This window comes from Pseudodesulfovibrio sp. 7M6 (genome assembly GCF_050058625.1).
Taxonomy (GTDB): domain Bacteria; phylum Desulfobacterota; class Desulfovibrionia; order Desulfovibrionales; family Desulfovibrionaceae; genus Pseudodesulfovibrio; species Pseudodesulfovibrio salinus.
Map to the genome: position 1 here is coordinate 3,902,340 of NZ_CP188816.1, position 12,309 is coordinate 3,914,648.

Here is a 12,309-nt window from a genome sequence, read left to right on the forward strand (position 1 = left end):
GTGCGAGCCCCTGCCCGCCGGAGGCGAAATCATCCGACAAACCCGCCGCAGGCGGCTTCCTCACCTCTTTCTCTCTTCTTTTCGGCATAGTTTTCCGTTTCCGTCACAGAAAAACGGACATTTCTGTTGATTACGTAGTGCCAAAGCGGGTACCACGTTGGCAGAACAATGAATGTAAAAGGCGATAACCAGCCTGTTTCGGCCACGGCCGCCTCCGGGCGCCGAGGGCCTTGTGCTCCCACATCCAACACGGAGGAATTCTATGAGCATCCCTGTTTTCAATTGTCAAAACGCCGATGACGTGATGAAGGCGGTCAAGGACTACAACGTCAGCTTCATCCAGTATTGGTTTGTGGACATCCTGGGCACCTTGAAGAGTTTCCAGATTACCCCGAATGAGCTGGAAGCCTCCTTTGAGGAAGGTATGGGCTTTGACGGCTCTTCCATCCTTGGATTCTGCCGTATCGACGAGTCCGACATGGTTGCCATGCCTGACCCGACCACCTTTCAGATTTGCTCCTGGCGCCCCACGGACCGCCCGGTGGCGCGCATGTTCTGCGATGTTGTCAGCCCGGACGGAACGCCGTTTGAAGCGGATTCCCGCTATGTGTTGAAAAAGGTTCTTGAGCAGGCTGCGGAGAAGGGCTTTACCTTCTATGTCGGCCCGGAGCTGGAGTTCTTCCTCTTTGCCGACGACCAGGACACCGAACTCCTTGATGCGGGCGGCTATTTCGACGCCCCGCCGCTGGATTTGGGCAACAACATCCGCCGCGACATCATCTTCGCCCTCTCGGCCATGGGCATCCAGGTGGAGTACTCCCACCACGAGGTCGCGCCGTCCCAGCACGAGATCGACCTGCGCTATCTGGAAGGGATGCAGATGGCCGACACGGCCATGACCTACCGGGTGGTGGTCAAGGAGACCGCGCGCAAGCACGGCTGCTACGCCACCTTCATGCCCAAGCCGGTCTTCGGCGAAAACGGCTCCGGAATGCACGTCCACCAGTCCCTGTTCAAGAACGGACGCAACATGTTTTACGATGCTTCCGACGAGTATCATCTCTCGGCCGAAGGCAAGTCCTACATCGCCGGCATTCTGCGCCATGCGCCGGAGTTTGTGGCTGTGACCAACCAGTGGGTCAACTCCTACAAACGTCTGGTGCCCGGCTATGAAGCCCCGGTCTACATCGCCTGGGCGCGGCGCAACCGTTCCGCCCTGGTCCGCGTGCCCATGTACAAGCCGGGCAAGGAGTCCGCCACCCGCATGGAGCTGCGCTGCCCGGACCCGGCTGCCAATCCGTACCTCGCCTTCGCCGTACAGTTGGCCGCAGGCCTCAAGGGCATGGAGGAGAACTACACGCTGGCCGATCCGGTCGAGGACGACATCTTCGCCATGGACAACCGGACCCTGAAGCGCAACAAGATTCACGCTCTGCCGGGATCGCTCTACGAGGCGACTCTCAACCTGCAAAAGTCCCGTTTCATGCGTGATGTTCTTGGTGAGCACCTGCACACCGCGCTGGTGGAAAACAAAATGGCTGAATGGGACGACTATCGCACCCAGGTCACCGAGTACGAACTGGACAGGTATCTGCCGGTTCTCTAATTCGGCACCACTGCATTATCCCTGCAATAGAAAAGGGCGGGCGCTGCTTGGCGTCCGCCCTTTGTCGTGTCTTTTGGGGGGGCAAGGGGTCATGCGTTGCGGCTTTAGCTGCTTGATTTGGGATGGAGAAAGTATGAGATGTGCAATAAATGTGCAATATATTGTGTGCATGTTTGCACATATTGCACAATAGCGGGGAACATTGTTTTACATAACATACTGATTTAAAAGAATAATTATGAATGGCACGCCTTGTGCTTAAAGGGAAAACATGCACGATGCAGTGACCATCACTCTCATCATCCTGACTGTCGTGTTGTTACGACGGTCCCTCCTCACCAATCCGGACGCCGACCAGGGCGTCCGGAGAGGGGAGGATAGAAAAGGCTCCAAGGCACCCTGTCCGGTAGCGGTTAAAACGGGTTCCCCCCAGCCCGTGCGCCGCAGGAGATTCCGGTAGGGCCGCCTTTGCGCATATACCATACCTTCCTTGAAACAGCAGTTTCAAACCACAACCTCCTCACCATGGACCCCAAACCGAAAAAGGCCGCGAGAGCGGCCTTTTTCACTGGGGTGCCGGATACCCCGGCGCAAAATTACTTGGTTTCCTTCTTCTCAGAAATCTCGTGGATGGTTGCCTCGCCCGGCGTGAGCGAGCGCGCATGGCGCTGGCGCATCAGTTCCACCACCCGGGGGTCTTCATGCGTAAATACAGGCGTCTTCACGCCGCGATGTTCGATTACCAGTTCGTACATGACGTTACCTCTTGCTGATTATAGCGAATCCTCGGATCCGGTCTTGGCCACTTGAAGTGGCGTATTCTCATCCTTTTGGCCCCGGCCGCTGAAATCGGCCGAGAGAACCTTGAGCCGGGCAATTTCTGCCCCCTGGGCCATGGTAATGCCGCCATCAAGCACGGCGCCTTGCTCCATAGCCAGAACAGGAGTGGACAAACTGCCCTTCAATACCGACGTTTTCTCCAGCACGGTCCGTTCCTTGACCGTCACGTCGCCTTCAATGCGGCCACAGGACGTTAGGCGTCCCACTTGAATGGTGCCGGTTACAATGGCCTGGCGGCCAAGGATCAGGTCGCCCTCGGTGGAGATTTCTCCCTCGAAACGGCCATCAATACGGACTGTACCGACAAAATCGAGCTTGCCCTTGTATTCGGTTCCAACGCCCAGGAAGGCGTTCAATTCGGAATCATTGTTTTCTTTTTTGCTGAACATACCCATAGTTAGCGCCTCGCAATAGGTAAGAGGGTGGCGGAAAATCCGTCTCCCGGCAGCAGCCATATCGGAGCAAGCAGGTCTTCCCTATACCCTTGAGCCACAACTAACGCTACATTTTTTTCACTCCCGGGAATGAATGTCGGTGCGGGAGGCCGGTTGGTCTATTGCGCGCGTTTACCCATACTGACGCGGTCCTCCACCAGATAATCGTTGGCTTCATAGAATTCGAGGGCCACGTCGTTGCCGCCCACGACCTGCAGGTTGATCTTGTCGCAGCCGAGTTTTTGCAGGCGGTTTTCGGTATGGCGGAGTAGGGCGGTACCGATGCCGTTTCGGCGAAAGTCCGAGCGCACCGCCAGCGTATATATCCAGCCGCGATGCCCGTCATATCCGGCCATGACCGTGCCGGCCACGGCCCCTTCCACTATGGCTACAAAGAACAGGTCGTCGCAGCTGAGCTTGCGATCAATGGACCGGCCGGGATCATTGTGCGCCGAGGTGTAGCCGAAAACCGTTTTCCAGAGCGCGATGACCGCTTCCCGGTGTTTCGCGTCGTCGTAGGTGAGTATTTCCATGGCCTGATTTTGCACCCGCCCGGCCTGGGTTGTAAAGAGGACGCTTGACGTCTGGAGGTCGCGTCCATACTGTCGCTCCCATGAAACGAAGCGAAATTAATGCCCTGATCACTGATGCCAAAGCCTTCTTTGATTCCTTCTTTTTCCGTCTGCCGCCCTGGGCTTTTTGGAGCCCGGCCGACTGGAAGGGCACGGGCGATACCGAGGTCGTCCGTCACCAGCTTGGCTGGGACCTGACGGACTACGGTGCCGGAGATTTCGAGCGCCGGGGGCTGATTCTCTTCACCCTGCGCAACGGAGATCTCAACGCGCCGCAGGCCAAGAAATACGCAGAGAAGATCATGATTGTCCGGGAAAATCAGATCTGCCCCATGCACTTTCACTGGGCCAAGACAGAGGACATCATCAACCGGGGCGGCGGCAATCTCGTCATCGAGCTTTACAACTCAACAGCGGATGAGGAACTGGCCGACACCCCTGTCTCCGTACTGGTGGACGGAATGCCCCGCGAGGTTGAGCCCGGCGGCAAGGTTATCCTCACCCCGGGTGAGTCCATTTTTCTCACGCAGGGCATATATCACCGCTTTTACGGCGAGGCAGGCAAGGGGAAAGTGCTGGTCGGAGAAGTGTCCTCCGTCAACGACGACAACACCGACAACCGTTTCCACAAGGCGCAGCCCCGCTTCCCCGAAATCATTGAGGACGAGCCGCCGCTGCACCTCCTTTGCACCGACTATCCCGAGTTCATATAGAATAGCTTACCCAACAGATTCAATGAAGAAAGGAGACCGCTACGGCCTCCTTTTTTTGTGTCTGTCGCCGCATGAGCGGCAAGGCATGTTCCGTTTGCAGATCGGGGTACTTCGCGCCGGTGAGTGTTCGGTAACTTGCTGTTTCTCAGGGCCGTGTAATGAATGGCCCCGGATGGGATGGGAGAAAGAGGGAAGAGGCAGCTAGAATCTGATGAATTCGCAGTTCAGGGCACCGTTTTCGGATACGGTGATCTGCGCGAGGGAGCCTTCGCCTAGCGAGCCAGGGTTGCATACCTGGACATTCTCGATGATGGACCAGTCCGGGATGTGTGTGTGCCCATAGCAGACCAGATCGTACTCCGGCCCAAAGGCGCGTGCCACGGCAAGGCTGACCTGGGAGCGAGGCCCCCAGCCGTGGGTAACGCCCACGGTGAGCGGACCAAGGCCCGTGGTCAACATGGGCTCCAGCTCATCTACCAATTGGCGGTCGTGGTCGCAGTTGCCACGCACGCAGTGGAAGCTGGGGTGCCGGAGAAAGTAGGACCAGGTGGCCGGGGAAGTGATGTCGCCGCAGTGCACGAGATGATCGGCGGGGGCGAGCCATTTGTCGTAGACCGTATCAAGCCACGCCGGAGGACGGCCCATGTGGGAGTCCGAAATGACTGCGATCAGCATAGTGGAAGAAGAGGCCCGTGGACTGGGCTTCGAGTTACTCCTGGACCTTCTTGGCCCGGAAGCGGATGTAGGCGTCTCGCACGGCGGCGTACTTGTCAATGGCGCCGTTGGTGATGGCCTCATATTCGTTGGTTTGGAGTTCCAGCGAGAGGTTGTTCACGTTCTTGTAGGCGCGGATGGCAACGATTTCGATGAAGGAAAGGTCGCCGTAGGTCAGGGGATCGAGGAAGTAGTCTCCCACCCAGCCAACAGTCTCGCGCACGGAGCTGGGACCGAGGAAGGGCCAGACGAGATAAAAGCCCTGGCCGATGCCCGCCTTGCCGAGCGTCTGGCCGAAGCCGTCGGCAGTGGGCCGTTCGGGCAGCCAGTTTTTCTTTTTGTCGGCAGTAACGTCGACAAAGCCGAGCATACCAAAGCTCGTATTGGCGACGAACTTGGAGAACTCCATATAGGCGGCATCGAACTTACCCTGGAGGACGTTGTTCACGAATCGTACCGGGAAGAGCATGTTGACGAAGAAGTTGCGCACCCATTGGCGGGGCTTGGCAGGTACCATCCAGGCATAGCCCGAAGCAACGGGCTTGAAAACACCCCGGAACATGGCGTCGTTGAAATAGAACCAGACCTTGTTCCAGCCACTCAGCGGATCGCTGATGAGCGTCTTGGTATCGGAATATTCATCGTCGCCGAAATCTGCATAGTCGGACGCGTCGGAGGCTGCGCCCGCGCCCTTCATATCCGTCAACTGGCTGACGACGATTTCATCCTTGGGCTGCCCTGCATCGGACGCAAAGGCAGACCCCACTCCCACCATGAGGAGTGCGGTCAACAAGAATGCGATGATCAGCCGGGCGTTCATATTATTATGCTATCCCTGGGGGACGAGGGTTGCGTTGTCGTCGCTGCCGCCGTCACCCTGTTCGTCCAATTTCTGAATCCGTTCCTGGATCAGCTTGAGCAAATCTTCCCCGGTCCCGTCAGTGAGAATCTGGGAGAACTGACTACGATAGTTGGCCACAAGACTGACGCCTTCGGCCACCACATCATAAATCATCCACGTACCCTGTACCATTCTCAACCGAAACTCAACAACTATTTTCTTTTCTTTATCGGTTAGTTCGGAAACGACCTTAGCCTTTTTGCCTACTATATCCTCTTTGGTATAGTTGACCCCCTGGCCACCATAGGCGGGAATACGCTTCAGGTAGGTCCTTTCCAGCAGCTGGATGAATGCATTTGTGAGATTATTCTGCAATTCCGGCGACATCTTGAGCCAAGGCTTGCCCACGGCATACATGGTGGTCAGTTTGAAATCGATATAGTTGTCGGCCACGTCCCGCAGCTCTTCAATGGCCTTGTCGCGCTGCGCAGGATCGGTAATGGCTGGGGCCGACAGGATCTTGATGATTTTGTCCACCCCTTCCTTGACGCGGTCCGTGGGACTTTGCGTTGCCTGGGCGGACAGGGGGCCCAGCAGACAGGCGCAGGCCAGCACCAGAAACGCAATTTTGCATTTGTTGAGCATACTTCCCTCTTAACCTCTTGTCTTCTAGACCTTTCCAAAGGCAAACTTACTTATCAGATCCTCTAGGTCGACGGCCGGGTTGGTATCGAACAGCGTGCCGCCGTTCTCTACGGGATCTCCCAACCCGCCGGGTGCGATCTTGAGGTACTTGTCGCCGATCAGCCCATTGGTCTTCACTGAGACAATGGCGTCGTCCGTCAGCTTGACGCCTTTGTCGATGAGCATTCCGACCCGTGCGACACCCTTTTCCTGGTCAAGGGTGATGGTTTCCACAAAGCCGATTTTGACGCCGAACATCTGGATCGGCGCATTGATCTTGAGCCCGGAAATATCTGAAAAATCGGCACTTATTGAATAGTACTTGTCCGAGAACATCCGCACGTTACCGAGCTTGATGCTCATATATGCCACGGCCAACAGCCCCACCAGGACGAAGAGGCCTACCGCTGTTTCTTTTTTTAATTTCATCGCATCACCCTTCCGGACGTTATGAGTCACCAAGTATCTTGTCGCAGTTGCGCTTCATGATCTCCCCGCGCAACGGAGGACGCGTCAGCCTGGGCGTGTCACGTTCATCCGCGACCCGATCCAGATAGTGGCGCAGGTACGGATCTTCGGTCCGCTCCAGTTCCGCGAGCGATCCCTCGTACAGGCACCGGCCTTCCCCAAGCATGACCACGTGGTCGGCCAGGGCGCGCATACTTGCCAGATCGTGAGTCACCACCACCATGGTCATGTCAAAGTGGCGCATCATCTCCAGCAGCAACTGGTCCAGCTCGGCCGACATGATCGGGTCCAGGCCGGAAGTCGGTTCGTCGCAGAACAGAACCTGCGGGTCCATGACCAGGGCCCGCGCCAGTCCGGCGCGCTTGCGCATACCGCCGGAGAGCTCGTTGGGGAACAGCTCCATGGCATGTCCGAGTCCGACCAGCTCCAGCCGGTCGTGCACGATCTCCATGATTTTCTTTTCCTTGAGCCGGGTGTGTTCCCTGAGCGGCAGGGCGATGTTGTCCATGAGCCGGAGCGACCCCAGCAGGGCGCCGTCCTGGAACAGCACTCCCATGCGCTGGCGGATGCAGTGCATCTTGCTGCTGGAAAGGGAGCACATGTCATGCCCCCCGAAAAATATCTTGCCGGTGATGGCGGGCTGGAGCTGGAGGATGTGCCGGAGCAGGGTGGATTTCCCCGATCCCGATCCGCCGACGACCATGGTCAGCCTGCCGCCGGGGAAAGTCAGGTCGAGGTTGCTGACCACGGCCTTTCCTCCGTATCCCACGGTGAGGTTTTCCAGTCGTATGCTCGGCGCTGTACTCGTAACCATGAAATTCGATCCTACCAGAGAAGAGACGTCAAAATGTAATCGGCCGCCAGGATGACCACGCAGGATTTGACCACTGCGCTGGTGGTGGACTGGCTGACACCCTCGGGCCCGGCGTGGCCGGAGCGAAGGTGGGTGTAGTAGCCCTCAAAACAGCAGATGGTGCAGACCAACACACCAAAAAACAGTGCCTTGATCAGGCCTCCCTCGATATCCGTCCAGTCGAGCGCGTCCGTCACCCGCGACCAGTACACGCCCTCGTTGGCTCCCAGCAGCTTGACGCCGGTGAGCCAGCCGCCCCACATGGCGATGAGATTGAAAAAGGTGGTCAGGATGGGGAAGGAGATCAGGCAGGCGGCCATCTTGGGCGCAACCAGATACCGTTTGGGGTTGATGTCCATGATGGTCAGGGCATCGATCTGCTCCGAGATGCGCATGACGCCGATCTCGGCGGTCATGGCCGAACCGGCCCGGCCCGTGAGCATGATGGCCGAGAGCACCGGAGCGAGTTCGCGAACCATGGAAAGGGCCACGCCCGTGCCGAGAAATCCGTCGGCACCAAAGGTGGACAGGGCATAGTAGAGCTGCATACCCATGACCATGCCCGTAAACAGGCCGATGAGCGCGATGACGCTGACCGACTGCACTCCGATGAAATAGATCTGACGGATGGTCTTGCTGATCTGGCCCCTCCCTGCGAAAATGAGGGACAGGGATTCCAGGAGAAACAGGAATAGACCCCCCAACTCATCAAGGAGATTGCGGAATAACGTCAGTACCCCGACTTGGGGAAGCAATGTGCTCTCTGCCTTTTCGGCCATGAACGGTTTCACCTTTTTCCGCTTCTCTTCAGAGTGCGGACCACCCGTGATTATTCTTCTCGCTCGGGGGGACACGGCCGGGTCCCTACCGTAACGTATAATGAACTATGATTTTGCGCTATGTAACGAATCCAAGGGCAAACGGCAATACCAATTCCTGGAACAAGTCGGGTCAATTAATTATTTTTTCTCCGAGTCCAATTATTTCAGCTTGTCCTTGCCGTTTTTGCGCGTCCACCAGTCCCGGTCGGGTCGAAGTGTCCACCAATCCTTGTGGTCCGTCTTGGTCACGGTATCCACCAGCTGGCGTCCCCAATCCGTCCGAATCCGCTCCACGGCCATCTCCATCCAGTCGCCCGCGTACTTGTTCCCAAGGTCCAGCTCTTCCTTGAGGTTCATGATGAAGTCGATCTGGTCCGCATCCTGGGCCAGCTTGGCCTCCAGGCTCTCGGCATCCTCCAGTTCCTTCCAGTAGCCGAGCACGGCGTCTTCGAGGCCGGTGCCCATGGTGGCGTGCTCCAGCGCTTCGGTTTGCCGGGAAGAGTCGTAAATTTTATTCACATAGTTGAAGTCTGCGGTACGGGCCTCGTGCAGGTCATGAAAGAGGCACATATATGTGGTGCGGGCCACGTCGGCCCCGGCCATCAGGGCCAGGACATGTCCGATAACCGTTGTGCGGAAAGAGTGCTGGGCCACATCCTCGCTCCCGGTGCCCAAAAACTGGTATCCGGTACGCGGCGTTTTGCGCAACATGCCACACTCATTCAGAAAATCGACTATCCTCGTCAGCCGGTCCCGGCCGCTATCCTGTCCCATCAAATCGCTCCATATGCTTTTGGTGGCGAGAAGCATACGTTAAACCTCCCCGATTGGCGAGGGTGTTATATCCGAGCGGACCGAATGGAGAGAGGGAAGATGGAGAGGTGTAAAATTATATTGGAAAGGATATGGTCTGACCTTTTAGAGTGTTTATCCTTCCCTGTGGGGGCGCTCAAAACTTTTGCCTCTTAATTTTGTGGCTTTACTTGCTGTGGAATTTTAATTTGAACTACTTTTTTTAAAATAATTGATTTTAGTTCACTGTCTTCAAAAAGATGAATCTCGTTGACTGGGGTAAGAAAGAATGTCTTTGACCCTAGGTGGATGAAATACTTGAGCTCGTTGCATGTTAGCTGCGACTTGTCCCACAATTGCATATTGGATTCTTTTTTTAGAGCGAGGTATGATTTTCCTGATTCAACTAAAAATCTTTTGTAATCTCCGATGTAATAAGCGAAAAATGTACTGATTAGTAAGGCTCCGATGAGGCATGACACGATTCGCCATTTTAAACTAATTTTATCAATACACGCTATAAAAAATAGTACACCTGTAATGCTAAATATCGCTATGTGATATGTGCTCCCGGTACGAACAAATCGTAAATAAAAGAATCCGACGACAAAGACGCCAATTACAAAAATAGATAATTTTGATAGTATACCAGCGTCATTGTTGTATAAGACCAAAGTGAAAACACTGGATAGATAAATATACAGCAATCCAAGTATGAAGAATGGCACTATTAAATGTCGAGAATAATCTACTATGTCACAATATCCCATGTAAAAAGAGATGTATTCACCAAGCATCCCTTTATAATAAGCAAAAGACAAGATGCAGAATACTATGAAAAATGCATACGAAGAATGTCGAACTATTCTCGACTCTTTCTGATCGAAAGCTTTAAAGAACATTCTATGAGCGGTAGTCCGCGTTGATGGACACGTAGTCCTTGGTCAGGTCGCTGGCCAGGAGCATGGAGGAGCCGGGGCCTTCGCCGACCGCGATGTGGATGACGATGTCCCGTTCCTTCATGATCGGCCCGAGGAGGTCGTCCATGTCGCCCGGTTCCGGGGTGCCGTTGCGGAAGACCAGCACGCCGCCGATCTTGAGCACAAGGTCGTCGGCCTTGAAGTCCGCCCCGGAGTAGCCTGCCGCGCAGATGATGCGGCCCCAGTTCGGGTCCGAGCCGAAGAGCGCGGTCTTGACCAGGGGCGAGTTGCCCACGGCGCGCGCCACTTTTTCGGCGTCGGCGTCGTTTTTGGCTCCCGAGACCTCGATAAAGGCCACCTTGGTGCCACCCTCGGCGTCCATGACTATTTTATATGCCAGATCTTCCAGCACGGAGAGCAGGTGTTTGCGCAGCAGCACGTAGTCGTCCTCGCTCTCGATGGCCACTCCGGACTGGCCGTTGGCCAGGGCCATGACCGAATCGTTGGTGGACATGTCGCCGTCCACCGTGACCCGGTTGATGGTCAGGTCCACGCAGTCCTTGAGCATGACCTGCCATGCCTCGGCGGAAATGTCCGCGTCGCAGGTGATGAAGGAGAGCATGGTGGCCATCTTGGGGCTGATCATGCCCGATCCCTTGCACATGCCGAGCAGGCGGACCTCGCCGCCCTTGAGCTCGAAGGATGCCTCGGCCAGCTTGGGCACGGTGTCCGTGGTCATGATGGCGCGGGCGAAATCCTCGGGCGTGCCGGTCTCGAGCGACTCGGCCAGGGCGGGCAGGGCCGCTTCCCATTTGTCCATTTTGAGCTGCGCGCCGATGACGCCGGTGGAGGCGGGCAGCAGTTCGTCCGCCGGTACGTCCAGCACCTTGGCGGCCAGATTCAGGGTCTCGCGGCAATTGGCGCGGCCGGTATCTCCGGTGCAGGCGTTGGCCTGGCCCGAGTTGACGACAAAGCCGGACATCCGTCGGCCTGCGGCCAGCATTTCCCGGCATTGGAGCACGGGCGCGGCCTGAAATTTGTTGGTGGTGAACACACCGGCGGCCACGGCCGGGGCCGCGCTGACAATAGCGCCCAGGTCAAGCTTGCCGGGGGTCTTGAAGTTGGCCGCTGTGGCGGCGAACCGGAATCCCTTGGGTACGTTCATTTCTTTACTCCGATAGATGTCGTGTTGTCGGGACCTCCTCCTGTAGCGCAGAGCCGGACCGTTGAAAAGCAGAAAACCCCTTGTACCCTTGATCGGACTGGAGTATGCGGGTAACACCATGGAACCGTTCATCATCGTCTGCATTCTCGCCACCTTCTTCTTCGCGGCGTTCCTCAAGGGGACGGCGGGCCTCGGGTTCGCCACCACCTGCCTCGGCGTCATGGCCGCCTATATGGACATGCAGCTGGCAATCCCGCTGGTCATCATTCCCTCCCTGCTGTCCAACGGCATGGTCATGATCGACGCGGGCGGTTTCGGCCGGATGCTGAAACGGTTCTGGTTGATGTATCTGGCTGCGGTGCCGGGTCTTTGCGTCGGCCTCTGGCTGCTCGGTTCGAGCGGCGGGACCTTGCCGCGCACCGTTCTCGGCGTGGCCATGATCCTCTATGCCGCATGGGGATTGTGGGGCGGTCAGCTCCATTTGCGGCATACGCCGTTCAGCGCCACTGCCGTCGGCTTGTCCACCGGGTTGGTCAACGGCCTGACCGGCTCCCAGATCATGCCCATCCTGCCTTATCTCATCTCCCTCGACATCACCAAGGACGAGCTGGTCCAGGCGATCAACACCTCGTTCACCGTGGCCAGCGTCATCATGCTCATCGGCCTGGGAAAACTCGGCTTGCTCTCTTCCGATGCCATGATCGTATCCGCTGTGGGCGTGCTTCCCGTCGGCCTCGGCATCTGGCTGGGCGGCCGGGTACGCCGCCTGCTGCCGGAGCCGGTCTTTCGTCAGGTTGTCATGGTCCTGCTCCTCCTGCTGGGTGCGGGGCTGGTGGCCCGCTCTCTCTTCGTTTAGTCCGCAACCGCATCTTGCCTTCCCTGCTGC

Annotated in this window: 14 protein-coding genes; 3 read left to right on the forward strand and 11 right to left on the reverse strand. The window is 56.9% G+C overall.

Annotation, left to right across the window (positions count from 1 at the left end):
• The first annotated feature begins 262 nt into the window (after nt 1–262).
• The gene (locus ACI0FG_RS18035) at nt 263–1,606 is read left to right on the forward strand and encodes a glutamine synthetase family protein (protein WP_419786403.1); all 1,344 of its coding nucleotides are present in this window, start codon (nt 263–265) and stop codon (nt 1,604–1,606) included.
• Between the two features lie 596 nt (nt 1,607–2,202).
• On the opposite strand, the gene ACI0FG_RS18040 is transcribed toward ACI0FG_RS18035, so the two are convergent.
• The 3 genes from ACI0FG_RS18040 to ACI0FG_RS18050 form a co-directional block, all read right to left on the reverse strand.
• Nucleotides 2,203–2,361: a hypothetical protein gene (locus ACI0FG_RS18040; protein WP_419786404.1), complete on the reverse strand. Its 159-nt coding sequence runs from the start codon at nt 2,359–2,361 to the stop codon at nt 2,203–2,205.
• 18 nt (nt 2,362–2,379) lie between these two features.
• Entirely contained in the window at nt 2,380–2,835 is a 456-nt protein-coding gene (locus ACI0FG_RS18045) for a bactofilin family protein (RefSeq protein WP_419786405.1), read from the reverse strand.
• Nucleotides 2,836–2,999: 164 nt separating this feature from the next.
• Nucleotides 3,000–3,413, reverse strand: coding sequence for a GNAT family acetyltransferase (locus ACI0FG_RS18050; protein WP_419786406.1), 414 nt, complete (start codon nt 3,411–3,413; stop codon nt 3,000–3,002).
• Nucleotides 3,414–3,493: 80 nt separating this feature from the next.
• Here ACI0FG_RS18050 and ACI0FG_RS18055 point away from each other — a divergent pair, with 80 nt between their 5' ends.
• Entirely contained in the window at nt 3,494–4,165 is a 672-nt protein-coding gene (locus tag ACI0FG_RS18055; RefSeq protein WP_419786407.1) for a D-lyxose/D-mannose family sugar isomerase, read from the forward strand.
• A 201-nt stretch (nt 4,166–4,366) separates the two neighbouring features.
• Here the strand turns inward: ACI0FG_RS18055 and ACI0FG_RS18060 are convergent, their stop codons facing one another.
• From ACI0FG_RS18060 to argJ, 8 genes are all read right to left on the reverse strand, one after another.
• Nucleotides 4,367–4,840 carry a metallophosphoesterase family protein gene (locus tag ACI0FG_RS18060; protein ID WP_419786408.1) on the reverse strand — a complete coding sequence of 158 codons (474 nt, stop codon included), beginning with the start codon at nt 4,838–4,840 and terminating at the stop codon, nt 4,367–4,369.
• A gap of 34 nt (nt 4,841–4,874) precedes the next feature.
• The gene (locus ACI0FG_RS18065) at nt 4,875–5,699 is read right to left on the reverse strand and encodes an MlaA family lipoprotein (RefSeq protein WP_419786409.1); all 825 of its coding nucleotides are present in this window, start codon (nt 5,697–5,699) and stop codon (nt 4,875–4,877) included.
• 9 nt (nt 5,700–5,708) lie between these two features.
• Nucleotides 5,709–6,365, reverse strand: a complete 657-nt coding sequence (locus ACI0FG_RS18070; protein WP_419786410.1) for an ABC transporter substrate-binding protein — start codon at nt 6,363–6,365, stop codon at nt 5,709–5,711.
• 24 nt (nt 6,366–6,389) lie between these two features.
• Complete coding sequence (mlaD, locus tag ACI0FG_RS18075) at nt 6,390–6,833, reverse strand: outer membrane lipid asymmetry maintenance protein MlaD (protein WP_419786411.1); 444 nt, start codon at nt 6,831–6,833, stop codon at nt 6,390–6,392.
• A 19-nt stretch (nt 6,834–6,852) separates the two neighbouring features.
• Nucleotides 6,853–7,686, reverse strand: a complete 834-nt coding sequence (locus ACI0FG_RS18080) for an ABC transporter ATP-binding protein (protein WP_419786412.1) — start codon at nt 7,684–7,686, stop codon at nt 6,853–6,855.
• Between the two features lie 11 nt (nt 7,687–7,697).
• Nucleotides 7,698–8,504 (reverse strand): MlaE family ABC transporter permease, encoded by an 807-nt coding sequence (locus ACI0FG_RS18085; protein WP_419786413.1) that lies wholly within the window; start codon nt 8,502–8,504, stop codon nt 7,698–7,700.
• 201 nt (nt 8,505–8,705) lie between these two features.
• Nucleotides 8,706–9,320: an HD domain-containing protein gene (locus ACI0FG_RS18090; protein ID WP_419786414.1), complete on the reverse strand. Its 615-nt coding sequence runs from the start codon at nt 9,318–9,320 to the stop codon at nt 8,706–8,708.
• A 921-nt stretch (nt 9,321–10,241) separates the two neighbouring features.
• Entirely contained in the window at nt 10,242–11,423 is a 1,182-nt protein-coding gene (argJ, locus tag ACI0FG_RS18095) for a bifunctional glutamate N-acetyltransferase/amino-acid acetyltransferase ArgJ (protein WP_419786415.1), read from the reverse strand.
• Between the two features lie 118 nt (nt 11,424–11,541).
• Between argJ and ACI0FG_RS18100 the strand changes: the two genes are divergently transcribed.
• On the forward strand, nt 11,542–12,279 hold the full coding sequence (locus tag ACI0FG_RS18100; RefSeq protein ID WP_419786416.1) for a sulfite exporter TauE/SafE family protein: 738 nt from the start codon (nt 11,542–11,544) through the stop codon (nt 12,277–12,279).
• Nucleotides 12,280–12,309: the final 30 nt, after the last annotated feature.